The sequence below is a fragment of the Paenibacillus sp. FSL K6-4396 genome (assembly GCF_038002525.1).
Taxonomy (GTDB): domain Bacteria; phylum Bacillota; class Bacilli; order Paenibacillales; family Paenibacillaceae; genus Paenibacillus; species Paenibacillus amylolyticus_B.
The window spans coordinates 6,620,816-6,641,324 of sequence record NZ_JBBOCR010000001.1 but is presented as its reverse complement, the minus strand read 5'-3'; the positions used below and the strand labels follow the sequence as shown (position 1 = coordinate 6,641,324).

18 protein-coding genes are annotated in these 20,509 nt (G+C 47.2%); 5 read left to right on the top strand and 13 right to left on the bottom strand.

Going from position 1 to position 20,509, the window contains the following annotated elements; translation table 11 throughout:
• Positions 1-92: 92 nt before the first annotated feature.
• The 5 genes from MHB85_RS28995 to MHB85_RS28975 form a co-directional block, all read right to left on the bottom strand.
• Positions 93-593, bottom strand: coding sequence for a hypothetical protein (locus MHB85_RS28995; RefSeq protein WP_017691802.1), 501 nt, complete (start codon positions 591-593; stop codon positions 93-95).
• 253 nt (positions 594-846) lie between these two features.
• Complete coding sequence (locus MHB85_RS28990; protein WP_341074085.1) at positions 847-1,848, bottom strand: cation diffusion facilitator family transporter; 1,002 nt, start codon at positions 1,846-1,848, stop codon at positions 847-849.
• A gap of 143 nt (positions 1,849-1,991) precedes the next feature.
• Positions 1,992-2,588, bottom strand: a complete 597-nt coding sequence (locus MHB85_RS28985) for an SMI1/KNR4 family protein (RefSeq protein ID WP_341074084.1) — start codon at positions 2,586-2,588, stop codon at positions 1,992-1,994.
• A 529-nt stretch (positions 2,589-3,117) separates the two neighbouring features.
• Positions 3,118-3,888 carry a DODA-type extradiol aromatic ring-opening family dioxygenase gene (locus MHB85_RS28980; protein ID WP_341074083.1) on the bottom strand — a complete coding sequence of 257 codons (771 nt, stop codon included), beginning with the start codon at positions 3,886-3,888 and terminating at the stop codon, positions 3,118-3,120.
• Entirely contained in the window at positions 3,885-4,562 is a 678-nt protein-coding gene (locus tag MHB85_RS28975) for an alpha/beta hydrolase (protein WP_091012723.1), read from the bottom strand. Before MHB85_RS28975 ends, MHB85_RS28980 begins: the two co-directional genes overlap by 4 nt.
• Before the next feature lie 227 nt (positions 4,563-4,789).
• Here MHB85_RS28975 and MHB85_RS28970 point away from each other — a divergent pair, with 227 nt between their 5' ends.
• Complete coding sequence (locus tag MHB85_RS28970) at positions 4,790-5,155, top strand: glyoxalase superfamily protein (RefSeq protein WP_091012725.1); 366 nt, start codon at positions 4,790-4,792, stop codon at positions 5,153-5,155.
• A 67-nt stretch (positions 5,156-5,222) separates the two neighbouring features.
• Positions 5,223-5,762 carry a helix-turn-helix domain-containing protein gene (locus MHB85_RS28965; RefSeq protein WP_017691808.1) on the top strand — a complete coding sequence of 180 codons (540 nt, stop codon included), beginning with the start codon at positions 5,223-5,225 and terminating at the stop codon, positions 5,760-5,762.
• A gap of 109 nt (positions 5,763-5,871) precedes the next feature.
• Here MHB85_RS28965 and MHB85_RS28960 read toward each other — a convergent pair whose 3' ends face one another.
• From MHB85_RS28960 to MHB85_RS28940, 5 genes are all read right to left on the bottom strand, one after another.
• Complete coding sequence (locus MHB85_RS28960) at positions 5,872-6,591, bottom strand: 3-ketoacyl-ACP reductase (RefSeq protein WP_017691809.1); 720 nt, start codon at positions 6,589-6,591, stop codon at positions 5,872-5,874.
• 77 nt (positions 6,592-6,668) lie between these two features.
• A complete protein-coding gene (locus tag MHB85_RS28955; protein ID WP_091012727.1) occupies positions 6,669-7,568 on the bottom strand; it encodes a DUF4097 family beta strand repeat-containing protein in 900 nt (299 codons plus the stop codon).
• The gene (locus MHB85_RS28950; RefSeq protein ID WP_091012730.1) at positions 7,565-8,158 is read right to left on the bottom strand and encodes an HAAS signaling domain-containing protein; all 594 of its coding nucleotides are present in this window, start codon (positions 8,156-8,158) and stop codon (positions 7,565-7,567) included. The genes MHB85_RS28955 and MHB85_RS28950 overlap by 4 nt, the downstream gene beginning before the upstream one ends.
• Positions 8,151-8,480 (bottom strand): PadR family transcriptional regulator, encoded by a 330-nt coding sequence (locus tag MHB85_RS28945; protein ID WP_036667851.1) that lies wholly within the window; start codon positions 8,478-8,480, stop codon positions 8,151-8,153. Before MHB85_RS28945 ends, MHB85_RS28950 begins: the two co-directional genes overlap by 8 nt.
• Positions 8,481-8,777: 297 nt before the next feature.
• Entirely contained in the window at positions 8,778-10,322 is a 1,545-nt protein-coding gene (locus MHB85_RS28940) for an FAD-dependent oxidoreductase (RefSeq protein ID WP_091012733.1), read from the bottom strand.
• Between the two features lie 372 nt (positions 10,323-10,694).
• On the opposite strand from MHB85_RS28940, the gene MHB85_RS28935 reads away from it, so the two are divergent.
• On the top strand, positions 10,695-13,517 hold the full coding sequence (locus MHB85_RS28935; RefSeq protein WP_091012734.1) for a glycoside hydrolase family 3 C-terminal domain-containing protein: 2,823 nt from the start codon (positions 10,695-10,697) through the stop codon (positions 13,515-13,517).
• Between the two features lie 151 nt (positions 13,518-13,668).
• On the opposite strand, the gene MHB85_RS28930 is transcribed toward MHB85_RS28935, so the two are convergent.
• The 3 genes from MHB85_RS28930 to MHB85_RS28920 form a co-directional block, all read right to left on the bottom strand.
• Positions 13,669-14,508 carry a methyl-accepting chemotaxis protein gene (locus tag MHB85_RS28930; protein ID WP_091012735.1) on the bottom strand — a complete coding sequence of 280 codons (840 nt, stop codon included), beginning with the start codon at positions 14,506-14,508 and terminating at the stop codon, positions 13,669-13,671.
• Between the two features lie 216 nt (positions 14,509-14,724).
• Positions 14,725-15,234, bottom strand: a complete 510-nt coding sequence (gene nrdG, locus MHB85_RS28925; RefSeq protein WP_091012737.1) for an anaerobic ribonucleoside-triphosphate reductase activating protein — start codon at positions 15,232-15,234, stop codon at positions 14,725-14,727.
• On the bottom strand, positions 15,231-17,192 hold the full coding sequence (locus MHB85_RS28920; protein WP_091012739.1) for an anaerobic ribonucleoside triphosphate reductase: 1,962 nt from the start codon (positions 17,190-17,192) through the stop codon (positions 15,231-15,233). The genes nrdG and MHB85_RS28920 overlap by 4 nt, the downstream gene beginning before the upstream one ends.
• A gap of 481 nt (positions 17,193-17,673) precedes the next feature.
• On the opposite strand from MHB85_RS28920, the gene MHB85_RS28915 reads away from it, so the two are divergent.
• Entirely contained in the window at positions 17,674-19,311 is a 1,638-nt protein-coding gene (locus tag MHB85_RS28915; protein ID WP_091012741.1) for a hybrid sensor histidine kinase/response regulator, read from the top strand.
• 153 nt (positions 19,312-19,464) lie between these two features.
• The gene (locus MHB85_RS28910) at positions 19,465-20,403 is read left to right on the top strand and encodes an aldo/keto reductase family protein (protein WP_047840782.1); all 939 of its coding nucleotides are present in this window, start codon (positions 19,465-19,467) and stop codon (positions 20,401-20,403) included.
• The last annotated feature ends 106 nt before the right edge of the window (positions 20,404-20,509 follow it).

Below are 20,509 nucleotides of genomic sequence, written 5' to 3'. Positions count from 1 at the left end.
CCCATTTCAGATGGGATTCAAAAAAATCCGGGGATAACAGCGATCCGAAGTTGTTCTGTCACCGCAGTGATCAAGTGGAAACGAATAAAGGGTTACATACGCTTTTTGCGACCCACCATGATCCACGCCCCACCCATAATCAGCACAATCGCTACAAAAGGCTGGATAAAGCTCAAGCTACTTAACATCGTGCCAATCGACATCACAGCGAAGAACAGCAACGATATCACCGTTAGAATGTTGATGGGGATCAGCAACCATTTGTTCCGACCACCGAACCAATACAATTCGAACAAACCAACAGCTACAGCCAGAATGAAGCCCGGCCACATCGTACCCCAGTTGTTAAACAGCATGGCGATCTGACAGACAATACCAACAGTGAGCAACAATCCACCGGGAACCAGCAGTCCAACCCCTCTGCCAATCATGGAGAAGTAGAGCCAGTGGAAGAACAGCCCGAGTGGAATCACGAATAACGTGGGCCAAAAGGTCGCAAAGATCGTACCCGGACCGAGTGAACCTCCCTGGTTCAGAATCAGGTACACGCCCAACAAAATGAGAACAGGCGCAAGGATCGTACGTTTAGCCATAATATCTCTCCTTCTCAATACAAGATCAATTTCCGAACGGTCGTATGTAGAGCAATTACTTTCGTTACTCACAGCATACCATGAAGTGGAAAAGTCTATCCTCCGTCTTTGGAGTTAAAGTTGACCTAGACCAAAGTCTAGGTAAGCATTTTGGGCAAATACCTCTCTGTAGATGAGAGTATAGTTGAACAGGCTAAAAACCCACTCTGTTGAGAGTGGGTTCTGTCATTCTTTTTATCCTGAACGTAGCCTGTTATTTCACCACATCCGAATGTTTCTTGCCCCAGCTGTTCACGCCGTCATCCTCAATAATGGAGATGGCAGCGTCGGCGATGTCGGGGTTGGTCATCAGTTTCTCCTGAATACGGAACTTGATGTCATCTGCATCGGCGAGGCTGAGTCCTTTGGTCAGTTCAATCAGACCTTCCACATGATAATAACGGCCTTCCTGAATGATACGCATCATCTGAATATCGGCAACGTGTGTGTCTGCCAGAATGGTTTGGGACACTTTGTCCTCAATATCCTGCGGAGCCGCAACACCGATCAATCCGATCATATTATCGTAACCGACACGGAAGGCTACAGCGATCATCAAACATCCAATAATCGTGGTTACAATGCCATCAAACAGTGCAAAATTGGTCAAGGCAATGACCACGACAGAGATCAATGCGAGCGTGGCACCCAGTACAGCGACAACATCCTCGTAGAATACGAGACGGGTTGGCGGCGCAGCACGGCCTACATTTTTGATCGCAGCAGGGACCAAGGCAAATCCGGCGGCTTTGGGTGCCCGTGCTTCTTTTAGGATTTCCTTCATCGCTTTGATCAGAATGGCCCCGTCAATGACAATGTTCAGAACAAGTACTCCGATATTAATCCAGAGACCGCCGGTATGACCAACAGGATGCTGCAACAGATGGATGCCTTCATGGATCGTTTCATACGCCATAATGGTAACAACAATCACGGCGATCATGCAGAAAATGTTAATGACCCGTCCGAATCCGGTCGGGAAGCGGCGTGTAGGTTTTTTCTCGGACAACACACTTCCGACAAATACAAACCCTTGGTTAATGGCATCAGCGAGTGAATGCATCGCCGAAGCGAACATGGCACCACTGCCACTGAATAGGAAGGCTCCCCCTTTGCACACAGCAAGAACAGCATTACCAGCCATCGCTACGGCGGAGGATGTGTTTCCTTTTTTGACGAGAGACATAAAGCTCTCAGACTTCGGTTGTTCAGCCACTTCGTATGTTCCTCCCAGATCAATGTATTAGGTGTAGAAAAGGCAGTTTATCTATACAGCATGTGCATTTCCACTAAATGTTATTATAACCGCTTTGACATATCCCAGCATTATGCAAAAAAGGCCATATCATCATGCGCATTTCAGTACTCGATAGCCTCCAAGGCACGTAAATTCCGATTGGACTGTTCCAATAGTTCCGTAAACGTCCCAGCGACATAATATACAAAGTCCGGATCATGTATGTACATAATAATCTGCCCGTACGAACCTTCTTCTGTCGGATCAAAGTCGAACATCAGATACAGTGATCCACCTCCAAGCATGCCAAACGTAACCCATTTTTTCTGAAAAAGGTAGGGTTTGATTCGGGGATCAAGTTCTCCGATCTCTTCTTCGGTAAAATAATCATCCATGCGGTTCTCCACCAGTGTGGAATGCTCCTTTTGAATCTTTTCCAGGGATAACAGGTAGAATGGTTCGGATTCCCGTCCTTCCTCAAGACTTGGGTACAAGACGTGAAAGCCATAACCGCTCCCATTTTTACGTTTATAAAATGCACGGAAATCAGCAGGCAAACGAATGCCATGTTCCTGCTCGAATGCGTCAAGCTGCTCATCCGTCACACCTTCAAACTGGCGATATGCCTCCAGAAGCTCCCGGTTTTCCTCATCTTGTACCTTCTCTTCTAGTAAAACATCAAGTTCATCCATCAATTCATATATACGCTGTTCTGGCATGCAATTCCCTCCCTATGAACTATTCAGATAATATGGTGACTGTTATGCGAGCAAACTGTGCCTGATTTCACCTCATATTATAGTTATAATCCGAAAAAGCACACAAGAAACCGGAGTCCTTGCTTACATACTACAATGGTCTCATTATTCTAAGGCGGTTGTTGCATAATCAGTACACCCGGCTCCATCCCAATCAACATCTACAACCTTCATGAAAGTCGCTCCTAAAAACAAATAAAGCTAGGGATACAGGGGCAATCCCTGTATCCCTAGCTTTATTATTTATCTACTATATAAGTGAAACTAGCTTTTTACACGAAAACGTAGAGGACAGAAAAAACCTGAAGAAGCGAAGTGTTCGCCTAAAAGCTTTCTGCAAGAAAGCTACATCGGAAGCATACGCTTATCCCCAGATTTTCACCTTTATATAAAGTAAATAAAAAAATCTGGGGATAACAGCGATCGGAAGGTTGTTCTGTCATCGGAGTAGCGAGTGTTAATATTCTTATTTCATTTCACATAGTCCTCTTTAATCAAACTTCCAACAGGACAAGCTCAGGTTGCCATACTGATAGGCTTTGAACAGGAGCGATGCCCGCTTGTTCTGATCACCTGCGCCCATGGCGAGTAACAGCGGTACAAAATGCTCCGGGGTAGGCACGGCCGCTTGAGCTGAAGGTGCCAGTTTATCATAGGAGAAGAGAGACTCCGTATCCCAACTCACCAGCTTGTCATGCAGCCAGTTGTCGAACTCCGATGCCCACGGGTCAACGCCGTTACTTTCCCAGTTCAATCGACGTAGATTGTGGACGGTTCCGCCGCTGCCAATGACGAGAATGTCTTGCTCACGCAAGGAAGCGAGTGCCTGTCCGACCTGATATTGCTGCTCACCTGTCAGATAGCGATTTACAGACAAGGCAATTACGGGAATATCCGCATCCGGGTAGAGCAGGCGAAGAACGACCCATGCGCCATGATCCAGGCCACGGACGTCATCGGTCTGTACCGCAATCCCGGCTTCTGCAAATAAACGCTCCACCTCGGCTGTGGTCTCTGCCTGTCCTTGAGCCGGATACTTGATCTGATACAGCTCGGGCTGGAAACCGCCGAAATCATAAATGGTCTCATAGTTGGCTACCGAGGATACAAGCTGAGTTGTGGATTCCCAGTGAGCAGAGAACAACACGATTGCTTTGGGTTTTGGCAGTTCCCGTCCAAGTTTCTGCAAGAATTCGGTGTACGCATTCTCCTCCAGTGCCAGTGATGGGGCACCGTGAGCAACAAACAGGGATGGCATCATTTTGAATTCAGTCCTTTCGGGTCTTCGGTAGTCAGATTTGCATCCGTCCGAAGCCATTGTTGGAATTGTTGATATAGATCGGGGGTCACTTGATGCCCACCGTTGTAAGGTACATATGTGACGTGATTCGTATGTTGACGGAAGAAATTGGCGTTATCTTCGCCCAGTTGCAGCGGGAATAGATGATCCTGATCCCCATGTGAGATGAACACAGACAGCTCCGAATCGGGTTGCAGCTTGTACTCGTCTTTCACAAATTGCGGGATGTACCCACTCATCGCTACTATGCCTTTAATGGCATCTCCCATGATCAGTGATAGGGTCATTGCCATAATGGCGCCCTGGCTGAATCCGGCGATGTAACGCCGCGTGGGATCAATCGCATATTGGGCAGACAGATCAACAATCAACTGTTGCAGTCCCTGCACGGAGGCATCATATAATTCACGGATGGGATTTCCAATGCTTTTGATCTGAAAATAAGCATAACCTCCACCCTGAACGATAGGTCCACGGATGGCGACAATAATAAAATCAGACTGAAGGGGCTCCATCAAACGAAGCATATCCTGTTCATCCGATCCCATGCCATGTAAGGCGAAAATCACAGGATAACGTTGATCTGGATTGTAATGAGACGGTAATCGGACTTCATGTATATAAGGAGAATTCATTGAAAACACCACCTGATGAGGAATGAGTTAATATATCGTTCTGACAATAAAGTTCACCAATATAAAATAAATATTCTTATTTATGAACAAAATTTATCATGGTTTCATTGTAGGGTCAATACTTTTTTTGTATGATGAATATATGTTGTTTATAAAAAAAGTTAAAAACAGTTAATAGATAAGCCGCTGCGCATGGTTCATATTTTATTCCCAAGGACGTGATCAGGATGTTAAAAAGTATCGTGCCTATTTTGAGAATATTTGATGAAAATAAAGCTAGAGAGTTCTACCTTGAATATCTAGGGTTTCAATTGGATTGGGAACATCGCTTTGAACCGGATATGCCCTTATATATGCAGGTTTCGCTCGATTCCATCGTGATTCATTTATCCGAACATCATGGAGATTGTACACCTGGAGCTGCCTTGCGCGTGGAAACTGATAACTTGGATACATTCCATGGTGCACTTCGTCAGAAAGAGTACAAAAATGCGAGACCTGGTATAGAGGAGACCCCTTGGCAATCAAGAGAAATGACCGTGACAGATCCGTTTGGTAATCGGATTATATTTGTTGAGGCAAGCGCCGAATAGACAACCTGAAGTAGCTAAGCTTACGTCTGGTGTCTTATATAGATCAATAGAAGGGGAGGGACGCAATATGGATATTGGCTTGGCTATTCGTACGATCCGCAAACAGAAACAGATTACGATCATGCAGATGTGCGAGGGCACGGGGTTGTCCAAAGGTTTTATCAGCAACGTAGAAAATAACAAAACGTCACCTTCCATTGCTACGCTTGAAAGTATTGCGGATTATCTGGAAGTGCCACTTCCTTATTTGCTGCTGACACCAGAGCAACGGATGAACGTGGTACGCAAGAACGAGCGCAAAGAAACAACGGCCGGAAGCGGACAGATCAAAGTGCAGCAGCTTACAGCCAAAGGTGCGATGCGTATGTCCATTGTGGAGTTGCCGCCAGGTGCATCGACCGGGGTAAGCAAACATGCCGGGGAGGAAAGCCATCTGGTGTTGCAAGGCAAGATTCGTGCGGAGCAATGCGAAGATGTGGAAGTTCTTGAAGTGGGTGATTCGTTTACCTGGAATGCAATAGTGCCTCATGAAGTGACCAATATCGGTGAGGAGCCTGCGGTGGTACTCATTGCGGTGTCCAAAGAATTGGGTTTGGATCATTTATAGAATAAAAAAGGACGGCTCCCAAGTCATGAACATGCGAACCTGCATACATGTACAATGGGAAACGTCCTTTTATATTTCTAACGAACTGAAAAGATCAGAAGCACACTGTCTATTGTGGATTAGTCGTCCAGATGCCTGCTGCTTTGACAAAGACACGGTCGGACAGCTTGAGCGTTGCGAGTGCAAGTTCAGCTACATCTTCCGCTTGCATCATGCGATCTTCGTCGCCAATTTTCAGTCCGGCATTGGTCGCAAGCTCCGTATTAACGGTGCTTGGGGTCAGTGCGGTCACACGAATGTTGGACTTGCGCACTTCCTGCATCAGAGATTCGGTCATGCCGAGTAGCGCAAACTTGGATGCACAGTATGCCGAACCTGTAGCGAATCCGCGTTCACCTGCAGTGGAAGCAATATTGATAATGCTGCCGCTACTTTCCTTGATCATGCTTGGAAGGACAGCGCGTGTAACGTAATATGTACCCATAACGTTAACATGCAGGATGCGCTCCCACTCTTCGGGCTCCATCTCCATGAATGTCCCGAACTTTCCGATACCCGCATTATTGATGAGAATATCCACCGCGCCGAGTTCCATCTCAATGGCTGCTACAGCGGCTTCCGCCTGTGTGCGATCCGAGATATCTGCCACAGCACTGGTTACTTTCACACCGTATTCTTGACTAAGAGACTGCTGCAGAGCCTGAAGATCGGAAGCGGTGCGAGCGATAAGGCCGAGGTGTACTCCTTCTTTGGCAAGTGCTTCAGCGATGGCACGACCGATGCCTTTACCGGCACCTGTGATGATAGCTGTTTTATTTTTAAGTTCCATGTGGATAATTCCTCCTTAGAATTGGACTGGCATTTGATTATACTATATTACCCACAGTTCGGAAATTTGCTTCATCACTATTTGGTAATCTCGATGCTGCCAGAGGAGGTACGGGCCTTGATCATTTCCCGGCTTACCATTGGCGATTCAGGTACATCGACACTTCCAGAGGTAGCCTTAGCGTCGTAGATTCCGTCAAAATCAGGTGCAGCTTGAATGAAAATGTCTCCTGATGTTCCAGACGCATTAATCGGGGCGGAATGGGACTGTTCAATATGAATGCTACCCGAAGTGAATTGAACATCAGCTGCGCCGTTTAATTCAGTAATCTCAATATCTCCTGATTTAATCTTACTGTTTACTTGACCGGCAATCTGATCTGCCGTGAAGCTTCCGGATGTCTGTTTCACGGTCATGTCTCCATCAATCATGGAAGCGTTAATGTCGCCAGAAGTTAGAACCAATTCAATATTGGGCGCCTTGATGTTTTCCAGACGTATGGAACCTGAGGTATTATTCAGCTCAAGCTGTTTGGCATTTAGACCTGTCAGATCCCAGTCACTTGAAGAGGAGTCCAGCTTAACCTCATTTAACTGGTGTCCTTCAGGCAAGGCAACGGTTATTGTGGAGTCTTGATCATTCCAGTACAAGGTGAAAAATTGCAATCGTTCACGTTCTGTCTGCGCCAGTTGGAATGTGTCGTTGGATAAGGTGGCCTGTTCGAAGCTTTTGACTACAGCAGGGTCCCATTTTCCATCCACTTCGATATAACCATTCGAATCCGGGCTTACAACAAATTCAATATCTGCACTGAAATTAGCATTCATGATAATGTTCTGCAATTCATCTGCTTTGAAATCCCATCGTTTGGAATAATGCTCCCGTTCATCCCCGAACTGAACGCCATAGATGGATGTCCCGAGTAAACCTATTCCGATACATATCACGGCGAGCGCAAGCCATTTTTTAGTGCTCATGCGGAAACATCTCCTTTCATCGTGTTTTTATTCCATCTAATATATTGAAGAGTAACGATTTTGAAGGTTCTAAAGACATACTTCGATGCGATGGCAAACAAAATGCCGACACCGAAAGCGCCAATCGCAACGAAAATCTCCGGTTTATCGAGTTGGCCCAGGAATACAAAGTCCACAACTGCTGCTACAGGAGCCACTACCAGCAAGGAAAGGCTGGCAATAACAAGCCATACCGACCACATCATGAGACCAAGAGGAATGCCAAGGATCAGATTCAGGAATAACAGGCCGATGGCTGTGAAAAATTTGCGAGTGGCTCTGGTGTTGTTTCTGGGTGACCGCATCTCGCGATACGTCGGTGCATAGAACGCATCTGAACCCGGCGTATGAATGTCATAACGATCACCGAGTGCTTCCTTGGCGATTTCTTCAGGCTGTCCGAGTTCCCGAGCGATCTCTTCTTCCAGCCTGCCTTCTCGTAGTCCAAGCTCGAAATGTTGATCATAGTCGGCGAGCAACTCAGCCCGTTCGAATGGGTCCATCGGCCGTAGATGAATTTCCATGGCTTTCATAAATTGTTGTCTATTCATTGGGGATTCCTTCCTCAATCAGATTTGCGACATTGCGCACAAATTCATTCCATTCTGTCGTCAGTGCCGTCATGTAGTCGCGACCTGTATCGGATAGTCGGTAATACTTGCGCGGCGGTCCTTCGCTTGATTCTTGCAGGTAGGTGGTGCAGTAACCGTCATTCACAAGCCGGCGCAGCAAGGGATACAGTGCACCTTCAGCAACTTCGATATGTTTGGAGACCGCCTGAGCCAGTTCGTAGCCATACCGATCCTGGCGGTTAATTAATACCAGGACGCACAGCTCTAATACTCCTTTTTTGAACTGGATGTTCACATTCACACAGGTTCCTCCTTCGTAGCTTCATTTATCGCTATTGTATATTGTTCAGTAGTGGTGGATTCATCATAGCATCCAGTACTGTTTAATGCAAGGTAGTGACTTTAAAATAGTTCCGTATCACGATTGATCGATAATAAGTTCGTTTAATACGGATGCTTAGCTGAAGCTACCTGTTTAGCTATAATTCAGCATACGCAAAAACCGGATCGGTTACTTCCGTCTGAAGGCGGATTCCGATCCGGTCTGTGAGATGAACTTTTGTTTCTTTGGTTTACAGGTTTAATCACTAAATGTGGGTTATTCTTGTGCATCCAGAACTTTAAGGTCTTCCACAGCAGGGCCCTCAATGACATGGCCTGCATAATCGAAGCGGGAACCATGGCATGGGCAATCCCACGAACGCTCGCCCTCGTTCCATTCGACTTCGCAACCCAGATGGGTGCAGGTGGTATCCACCAGAAACAGCTTGCCACTGGTGTCCTTGTAGGCGCCAGCACGTTTGCCATTATGACGAACGACGGCTCCTTCATCTTCACCAATATCGCTAACCTTTTTGTGTACAATGCCAACTTTACCGGAGATTAATTCCTTGGCTACATTCAAATTCTCCACAATAAAGTGCTTCATGCCCGGATCAGCTTTGAATCTTGCCGGATCGAATATGGCAGCATGAGGGTTGTCACGTCCAGTGATGCGATCCGCAAGAAGGTGTCCTGCCATTGTACCCGTCGTCATTCCCCATTTGGCAAATCCAGTCGCGACATAAACATTTTCATGTCTTCCGGTAATCGGTCCAATGTAAGGCACCTTGTCAATGGAGATCAGATCCTGGGCTGACCAGCGAAAAGGAATGTTGCGGATACCAAATGTCTCCGCTGCAAACTGCTCCAGGCGTTCATAATGACCGAAGGTGCAGATGCCTTGTCCTGTTTTGTGATTTTCGCCGCCAAAGAGGATAAGTTCCTTACCGTCATGTAAGACGGTACGCAAGGAGCGGTACGGTGTATCGTCCGAGATGTACATGCCGCCCGCATAGGGTTTCTCCGGTTCGACTAATACAGCGTAGGATCGTTCGGCGTGTAATCGTGTGAAATAAAATCCGGGATCGTAGACGGGAAAATGAGAAGCTACGACGACATGTTCAGCCGTTACAGATGGTCCATCGCCGTAGGTTCGTACATGCAGTGAAGCGTCTTCCTCTACATCCGTAACTGTCGTATGCTCGTAGATCTGTACCCCTTGTTTCACAGCGGAATCGAGCAAGTAGTGCAGATAGGCCAACGGATCAAAGCGTGCCTGACCTGGCATGCGAATACCTGCCCTAGCGGGAACTGGAATAGGGAGTGGGTCTACCCACTCACCAGGGATATTGAGTTTGTTATAGGCGGTCAGCTCGATCTCCAGTTTTTTGATGTTTTCCTCCGATTGAATGTAGACGTAGGCATCTTCCTCTGCCCACTGGCAATCAATCTGTTTTTCCTTCACCAGATTGCGCATCCACTTCGCGGCATCGGCATTGCCTTCATAGTACATCCGAGCCTGTTCTTGTCCGAAGTGATGCATAATCTCATCAAATATGACGCCGTGTTGTACAGATACCTTAGCCGTGGTGTGACCGGTCGTGCCATCCAACACTTTTCCAGCCTCTAGTACGACCACACGCATACCCGTCTGCGCCAGCAAATAGGCTGTAGTAATGCCGGCAATACCGGCACCAATAATCGCTACATCAGCGGTGATATCTTCGGTCAGTTTTGGATAGGCATCGAATTGATGCGTAGCACGCCACAGCGATTCGGGGACCGGGGGCAGACCCGTCTTGGACTGCTGATTGTCGCTCATTTTTCTTCTTCCTCCTTATTTATCTCCATTCGGTTGATTCGCTTATCGTTCAGTGCACATCGTTGTACTCTTATCCATGATTGCCAGACTATGCCAGGAAAAAACGGTGCTGTTCAGATTTTGCAGAGGGGATGTTCACAATTTCCTGCGCAGAGCCTCTGTTTTTTTTGCTAAACATGCTTTATGATAAGATTACCGAAATCGTTTTAGGTTTTAAAAAGGAGAACAAGTTTTACACCTGTAAACGTTGATTATAAAAGGGTTAATCTATCCAGAAGAAGAAATATTTCATCAGAATTAACCCCCGATTTTTTGTTAGATATGTATTCGCTATCATTTTAATTAACTACCGATAACCAAAGGAGATTCCATATGACGACCAACCAAACGAAATATCCGTTTCAAGATACAGTACTAGAGTTAGACTTACGCGTGAAAGATCTTGTATCCCGCTTGACGGAAGATGAAAAAATTGAATCCATGCTGCAATATCAGCCAGCAGTAGATCGCTTGGGTGTACCTGCATACAAACACGGAACAGAAGCGGCACACGGCTTGGCCTGGCTTGGCGAAGCAACATCTTTCCCGCAACCAGTGGGGCTTGCATGCACGTGGGATGCGGATCTGATGAAGGAGATTGGCTCCGTGCTCGGAGACGAGGCACGTGTATTTTATAAACGCAATCCGGCAGTGAACGGTCTTACGCTGTGGGCACCTACAGTGGATATGGAACGTGACCCGCGCTGGGGACGGAATGAAGAGGCGTATGGTGAAGATCCGGAACTGACAGCCGAGCTGACAACAGCATTGGTCAAAGGAATTCAGGGCGACCATCCGAAGTATTACAAAGCGGTCGCTACCTTGAAGCATTTCCTTGCGAATAATAACGAAGTGGATCGTGGAAGCGGTTCGTCCAGCATTGATCCGCGCAACATGCGTGAATATTATCTTAAAGCGTTCGAGAAGCCATTTAAGGAAGGCGGCGCACAGTCCATGATGACTGCGTACAACTCCATTAATGGTACGCCAGCGTTGTTGCATCCATTTGTGAACGAGATTGTCAAAGGCGAATGGGGCATGGATGGTTTCGTTGTCAGTGATGCAGGCGACGTCATGGGCATCAAGAATGATCATAAATACTATGATTCCCACACACCAGGTACGGTAGAGTCTGTGAAGGCAGGAATTGATAGCATCACCGATGATGCTGATCTGTCCAAACTGGCCCTGCGTGAAGGATTGGAACAAGGTACACTCACGATGGATGACATCGACAAGGCGTTGTTTAATACGTTCCGTGTGCGTTTCCGCCTGGGTGAGTTCGATCCGGAAGAAGGCAACCCGTACGCTGCTATTGGTGAAGAGTCCATGATGACGGAGAAAGCAAAAGAATTGTCCCTCAGAGCCGCGAGAGAACAAGTAGTATTGCTCAAAAACGACAAAGGCACGCTCCCACTGGACAAAACAAAAGCTGGTAAAGTGGCTGTGATTGGTCAATTGGGTGGAACGGTCTATCGTGACTGGTATGCAGGCACCATGCCGTATAACGTATCCCCGCTTGAGGCGATCCGTGGCAAAGTAGGCAGCGATAAAGTATCGTTCAAGGATGGAAATGATCGCATCACGTTAACTTCCGTAGCCAATGGGAAGAAGATTGGACTGGCGGATGGTGAGAAATCACCTGTTATTGCATCGGGAGAAGCGGAGACGTTCATGGTGTCCGACTGGGGCTTCGGAAGTTATACCTTGCAGGCCGAAAGCAACGGCAAATATTTAACGACTGATGAAGAGACCGTAACGGCTTCCGCAGATGAAGTGTATGGCTGGTTCGTGAAGGAAGTATTCCACCTGTTGCCACAAGAGGATGGCAGTGTAGGCCTCACCACATGGAATGGCAAAACGGTGACTGCACCAAATGGTGGAAACGATGCATTTGCGGTGTCCGAAGAACTGAAAACCTTCGGTGCCACAGAGACGTTCAAGCAGGATGTGGTTGTGAATGGACTGGAGGAAGCGGTAGCAGCTGCCAAGGTTGCGGAAACGGCGATTGTCTTTGTCGGTAATAATCCGCTTGTAAACGGGAAAGAAGAGATTGATCGTCCAAGTCTGGATCTGGCCGAATCCCAGCAACGTCTGGTTGAGGCGGTCTATGCCGCAAACCCGAACACGGTAGTCGTTATCGTGGGTAGTTATCCGTTCACATCGAATTGGGTTCAGGAGAACATCCCGGCAGTATTGTACACTTCACACGCAGGACAGGAACTGGGTAACGCAGTAGCTGACGTATTGTATGGCGATTATGCGCCGGCCGGCCGTCTGAACATGACATGGGTACAATCCGCAGATCAACTGACCGACATCAAGGATTACGATATCATTCAATCCGGTCGGACATATCAATATTTTGAAGGTAATGTATTGTATCCGTTTGGACATGGTCTGACGTATGCAACGTTTAAATACAGCAATTTGGAACTTAGCCCAGCTCAAGTGGGTACAGAGGGCAGCGTTACGGTAACTGTAGATGTAACCAATACCGGTTCAATTGCCAGTGACGAGGTTGTACAGTTGTACGTTCGTGCAGGCAAATCCCGGGTGAAACGTCCACTCAAAACGTTAAAAGGATTCCGTCGTCTTCATATTGAAGCGGGAGGTACAGCTAAAGTCAGCTTCACCTTGCCTGTTCAGGAACTGGCAATCTGGGATGTAACTCGTGATCGGTATGTCGTGGAAAGTGGAACTTACTCCATCATGGTTGCCAAGTCATCCTCTGATGTCCAGCTGGTTGCAGACCTGACGGTAGAAGGAGAGACGATCCCTGCCCGTAATCTGGGTGTGGCTACTCGTGCTGAGAATTATGATGCTTACCTGGGTGTTGATCTGGATGAGAGCAAAGAGGGCGGAAGTGCTGTCCGTGTAGTTGGAGAGCAAGGATGGATTGCTTTCAAGGATGCCGATCTGGGTAGTGGGGCAGCAGCAATTGAAGCGCGTGTCTCCGCAGAACAAGCAGGCGCTGTGTTGGAAGTTCGACTCGGCTCACCGGATGGTACACTCGCAGGACGTGTGGAACTGGTACAAGGTGAAGCCCAGCAGTGGTCTACCGTGAAGGCAGAACTCACAGGTGCATCAGGCGCGCAGGATGTATACATTGTGCTGTCGGCAGGTGTACGTATCAGTCACTTCGAGATTCGTTAAGTTGAATAGCTAATGAAAAAGCCTCCGAATGCATTCGGAGGCTTTTGTTGGTCTATACGCTGGTTGGATCAGGATGCTTCTTCCTGTCCAACTCTTTTATCCTGAGCGGTAACATTAGAATTATACAAAATGCTTTGCTATCTCACGTATTTTATTTTCCGTCAAACGTAATCATTTTTTGCACAAAGTGCTTCAATTGTTTGTTGGTTTCATTCAGCTGCTCAATTGTGCTCATGAAATTGTTTACGAGTTCAGCCTGCTCTTGGGAGCTTGCAGTGATCTCACCCAGTTCATTCTCCATGCCTTGAATGGATTGCCGAACGGATAGAAGAGAATCTTCAATACGTGCAGTGGCTTCCTTGGTATCCACAGACAGTTTGCGAATTTCTTTGGCAACAACGCCAAAACCTGCACCTGCTTCACCTACACGAGCCGCTTCAATGGCTGCATTCAAGCCGAGCAGATTGGTCTGTTCGGAGATTTCACGTATGAAACTGGCGACCTGAGTGACATTTCCTGATTTCTGTACGGCTTGTTTGGAGTTGTTCCGGATCTCTTCGGTGGTAGCACTGAGTTCCTCGGAGTGGGCAGCTACATGCTGTACACTGTCAATTAACTGGTTGGTCAGATTTTCGGTAACATCCATGAGTTGTTGCAGCTGGTCCTGGTCATCCATACTGTAGAGCAGATTAAACAGGGCGATGACTTCACCTTGTTCATTTTTAATGGGGATAAAAGCCACGTCAAAAGGAACCCCGAATAAATCTTTAGGGTAGTGATCGAATCGTTTGACTGTACCGCCGTTGAGATCAGCAAAATTTCGATTTCCATCCAATAGAGGATCGCCGGGTTGATAATTTAGTTGTTTTAACGATTCCCCTGCTGAGAAATATAGGAATTTCTCATGATCAATAACGGAGAGGGTTACATCCTGACGAATCGTATCTCGAAAGAAAGGCATACATGTAATCAATGCTTGAACAATATCCATATAAAAGATGATTCCTCCCTGGTTACCTTATGTAAACGGTTAAATTTTAAATGCTAACTTAATAACTACCTATATAATATATCGTCATGCAATAGAGAAGAAAATAGAGAGAATGGATAAATCCTATTTCTTAAAGCAGACCGCTATACGCCAAAAAGACACGAGTCCGCTGGGGACCCGTGCCTTGTTAGTTGGTGAGGGGAATAAAACCAATGTTTACAGCATACTGAGCTGCATTGTAACGATGGTTTGAGTGGCTATTGTTGCACTGACATCAATCAATCGTTGATTTCGACTGCCGCGGAAGGGCAGAGAGACATCACGCTCCGCTTCAACGTATCGACCGTCAATAATCACATCGCATAACCGGGCAAGCTCTGCTCTCGCAGGGTCGGTGATCAATTCTTCATATTCAAATCCCGTGTAGGCCCATACCGTCAGATCAGGACGTGCAGCGCGGAGCTGCTGGACCCAGGACGTACATTCTGCTGCCGAGAAAAAGGGATCACCACCACACAACGTAACGCCATCCAGCAACGGATGGGTCGTCACTTCATGCAGAATCTGCTGCTGCCGCTCCTCTGTAAAGGGCTCACCCGCTCGAAAGCTCCATGAATCCGGACTGAAGCAACCCGGACAGGCGTGACGACATCCGCTGATGAACAACACGGCACGCAGACCCGTCCCTTCATTCACCGATTCCGGAATGTAACCATATAGATTCACCGGTGTTTCACCCGATCCCGCACTTCGGCCTGCTTCGCAGCATTGAAGCGTACTTTGTAATCTCCGGTCAGATAGCCAGTTACGCGGCGTAATCGCTGGAAGTGTACATGGTTCTCGTGGGCTTCACAGCCTGGGCATACATCCCCAATGACGCCTTCATATCCACATGCAGGGCAGCGATCAATCGGATGATTAATGGAGAAATAACCGATATCCTGCGCCAGTGCATACTGCACAATTCGCAGGAAAGCTGTGGTGTTGGCCCGAACGTTTCCGTCAAGCTCCACATAGGAGATCGCACCCGCGTTACATAAAGTGTGGAATGGGGCCTCCAGTTCAATCTTCCGATAAGCTGGAAGAGTGTGGTATACCGGGATATGGAATGAGTTCGTATAATACTCACGATCATTAACCCCGGCAATGAGGCCGTATCGTTCTCTATCAATCTTCGTGAATTTGCCGGACAACCCTTCAGCAGGTGTGGCAAACAGGGTGATATTCAAGTTATGCTGCTCGCTCATCCGATCACAGAACTCTCTCATGGTCCGAATAATGTTGAGCGCTTCGCGGTGTACATGAGGGTCCTGTCCATGATGGCGTCCATAGAGAGCTGTCATACATTCTGCCAGGCCAATAAAACCCAGGGATAACGTACCATGTTTGAGCAGATCCCCAACGGGTTCATTCGGAGCAAGTTGCTCCCCGCCTTCCCATACACCCTCCCGCATCATGAAATCTGACGCCTTAGCAGGTTGAACAGTCTGGATACGGTACCGATGCAACAGACCATGCGCAGCATTTTGCATCACGGATTCCAGTGCAGTGTAGAATCCCGCCCGATCAGCAACCGCTCTGTTGCCCTGGCAGATGCCAAACCGGATGCCGAGCTTCACGAGGTTAATGGTGTTGAAGGACAGGTTACCTTTACCACTTTGACGATTGCGACCAAACCGGTCAGCCAGTGTACGTGTGCGGCATCCCATAGTTGCGATGATCGTATCCGGATCTTCCGGATGATAGAAAGGCAGATTGAAAGAGGCATCCACATTGACAAAGTTAGGATACATCCGCCGGGATGAACAGGTGACTGCGAGCCGGAACAAATCATAGTTCGGCTCACCTTGAGCCTGATTGATCCCCTGTTTACATTGGAAAATATGTTGAGGGAACACGGGAGTCTCCCCGTTGCCCAGGCCACGAATGGTTGCTTCCAGCAATGAGCGTGATACCAACCGGCCTTCTGCTGACGTACATAATCCATAGTTCAGTGAAGTAAATGGAATCTGCCCACCTGCCCGGCTGCTCATCGTATTCAGGTTATGAATCAGTGATTCAGCAGCTTGTCCTGTCTCCAATTCAGTCTCTTCATAGGCGAAGGCATATGCCCGTGGACATTGATTCTTCGCTTCGATGCTATCCAGATGAACCTGTTCATCCCCGATCAGAACATTTTCACCAAAGAGCCGTTGTCCTTTGCGATAATGTTTGCGGAATGATCGTTGTACATAAGGGGCCAGATCCCAGTCAATCTTATTGGCCGATACACCGCCATATTGACTGTTCTGCTGGGATTGGAAGATGATCGCAACCAGGGCCATTGCAGACATGATCGTCTGAGGTGTGCGAACGGATCCGTTGCCTGTATTGAAACCTGAAGCAAGGAGACGGTCAAACGGGATAAAGATGCAGTTGGTCGTTCCAAGTGCATACTGATCCAGATCGTGTACATACAGATCTCCGTTCTCCACAGCTTGGGCAAGCTCTTCCGGCAACACATGACGCAGAGCATGCCACTTGGCGGTCTCCGAACCGAGCCTGCTCATCTTACCGCTGAAGGAGTCCCCGTTCAGATTTGCATTTTCCCTCAGCGTATCGGCGTCTTCTGCGCCAATAATTCGTCTTCCCAGGTCGGATAATGGATCGGATGCCGGTGGAGTGGCATACTCAAGCATGTTCATGTAAGGTTCCTCCTAAAATGATTTTGGTATCATTCAATTCACGTTAAATACTATATGTAGATTCGTATTATCCATTTATAAACTATATGTGGTTTTTTGGGTGTGATAATGATCACACAGCTTACAGAACAAAATGGACTTTCCTTTAATTGCTGCGGATAAAGGTTCCCAAAGTCTGAGTAGAAGCGTATAATTGCTAGTTGCCTGCAAGGATAATTATACGAAGTCGGACAAGATGGACTTTAATCAATCTGAAAAGGCGATTTGCAATACATTTTCCGTTTTTAAACGATCAGTTCAAGACCTGCTTTTGTCCGACAACGGGCTATCGGCAGGCAGAATGATTCTCTTTTACTTCTACGGTGTTAATCATATAAGTATAGATTGTGACAGCTATTCGGATTCTTGATGAACCCTTGTACGTGATTAAACATTCTGATATACAGATTAGAAAGTGCAGCTAAGACAAAAGGGGTGGATCATGGGGACGGCAGAAGGCATTACGAGAGGCTTCTATGAAGATATAAAGGAAGCTGCGGCCCATATCGTAGATGTATTAAGCGGTATATTGAAGGTCAATACCATCTTTGTTGCCACGAATGACGGGGTGACAAATTTCATTTTGGAAGCCTTTAATCGTACGGAAGAGCTAATTGTTAAAGGCAGTGCACTTCCATTTACGGATTCATATTGCAGCCTGGTCTTAAAAGACAAAGGTAGCGTTCTTACGATCGAGGATACATGTGAACATCCGATGACACGATCCATGGGCGTTACGAGCGGACTAGGCAATCGCTTTTTCGTGGGCGTGCCTATTATGAGAAGATCGGGCGAAACATTTGGTACCATCTGTCTGATGGATGATCCTGGTTATATCATCAGCGAAACTGATATGAAGACACTGAAGGCGATGGCTGTATTCCTGGGTTATGTTGTTGATCTGGAAAGCACGTTGCATGTTCAGGAGCGGAAATTGAGTGATTCGGAACAAATGCAAGAGCAGCTCCAGGCAGAGAAAGAACGTGCCGAATCTGAGGCTATGACCAAAACACAGATGTTGAAGCTAATGAGTCACGAGATTCGCAATCCCTTGAACGGTATTTTGGGACTGACAGATCTGATGCGCACACCGGATATGCCTGAGGAGCAGTCCGAATATGTGAACATGATTGAGACAAGCGGAAATATTTTGCTTTCCTTGCTGAATAATATGATGAATTTCAACATTAATGAAGCAGGTAAAACGGTTATACATGATGATCCGTTTGATCTGGTAGGCACCATTGAGAATACCGTGTATCTCTATGCCGGGATTGCGACGGGCAAGAACATTGAGCTGGGATTAAATCTTGAACTGAATGTATCTCAAGTGTTTGTTGGTGATGAAGTCAAGATTGGACAGTTGCTTGCACACGTCATTCAGTATGCTCTCGATTCAACGCGTGAAGGTTCCGTTCTGATCACAGCAGTGGTGAACGGAGAAGAATTGGAGGAGACCGGTACACTTCAGCTCAAGGTGAAGTACACGGGTCAGATGTTATCGGACAAGAAGACACCAACCTTTAACAGCCAAGATGAAAATTTGAATATCCAAAAACTGATTGGAAGTAATCTGGGTTTAGCTGTAAGCCAGAATCTTGCCATTCTCATGCATGGCCGTATTCAGGTGAGTAGTGTGAAGGAAAATGAGACGGAATTCAACATCTCCCTTCCATTGCGCAGATACTGGGAGTTACCTCAACTCGCAAGTGTTCAGCAGCGTTTAAAAGGCAAAAAGGTGTTACTTGCCAAGGACCCTGACATTTTGCAAGGCGTCTCTTCCCTGATGCGCAGGTGGGAGATGGATGTACACATGACCTCGGGTGTGACATTAGCGCATGATTGGATCAAGGAAGGGTTTATGCCTGATGTAGCCGTTGTGGATGTGGGATTACTGGAAGGCGGCGCGGTCGATTTTGTACATGAACTGAAACAGCGACTGGAGAATCTGCCCGTCATTGTTCTTGTTCCTTATGGGATGCATATTGAATTGCATGAAGCAGAAGCCTTTGATGCTGTTCTGACCAAGCCGGTCAGACAGGCTGATCTGTTGAATGCATTGAGCATTACTTTGCCTTAAATCATGATCATAGATCTTTATTCGGCGCACCTTATAGGTGCGCTTTTTTTCATTTTCCATTTTCTGAGCCAAAGCCCTTTTATTCCGAGCTGGTTACGTTACAATAGAAAGTGAACTTCATCTTTATAACCAACAGAGGAGGATATGCAATCAATGGATTATCGCAGATTAGGTGGAAGCGGACTGAAAGTAAGCGAGATCAGCCTGGGAAGCTGGCTGACGTACGGAGGATATGTGGAACGTGAGAATGCGGTGAAATCAATTGAAACTGCATTTGATGAAGGCATTAACTTTTTTGATACTGCCAATGTATACGAACGGGGTGCAGCAGAAGAATTGCTGGGGCAGACGCTCAAAGCGTACTCCCGTGACTCTTATGTACTTGCAACCAAAGTATTTGGCAAAATGGGCGATGGTCCGAATGACCAGGGGTTGTCTCGCAAACATATCAAGGAGCAATGTGAAGCCAGCTTGAAGCGCCTGGGCGTTGAATATGTGGATATCTATTACTGCCATCGTTATCATACCGAAACACCAATTGAGGAAACACTCCGCGCGCTCGATGATCTGGTACGCCAAGGCAAAGTGTTATATGTAGGCGTCAGCCAGTGGACAGCGGCTCAGATGGAAGCTGCGTTGGGTACAGCAGATCGTCTGCTTCTGGATCGTATCGTGGTCAATCAGCCGGTGTACAACATGTTTGACCGTTATATCGAAAATGAAATTATCCCGCTCGGCGAGCGTAAAGGCATCGGACAAGTTGTATACTCCCCGCTTGCTCAAGGTCTATTGACCGGGAAATATACGTCCGTTTCCGATATCCCAGAGAATAGCCGTGCTGCCAAGTTAGGATGGGACGAAGGAAAGATCAATGCGGATCGTATCGGGAAAGTTCGTCAACTGATTGAAGTGGCGGACAAGCTGGATCTGAAGGTTGGCCAACTGGCCCTGGCCTGGATTCTGCGCCAAAACAATGTATCCAGTGCACTTGTAGGGGCGAGTCGTCCCGAGCAGGTAAAAGAGAACGCGGCTGCATCTGGCGTGAAGCTGGATGCTGCCATTGTGGAGGAGATTGAGAGCATCCTTGCTTGATCTCCTGTCAGTACACAAGCTGAGATGATATGTAATAATCCATAAAGCAAGGGATGTCCTGTGCGCCTGAATAGGCGGACGAGACATCCCTTTTTTGGAGAACGTT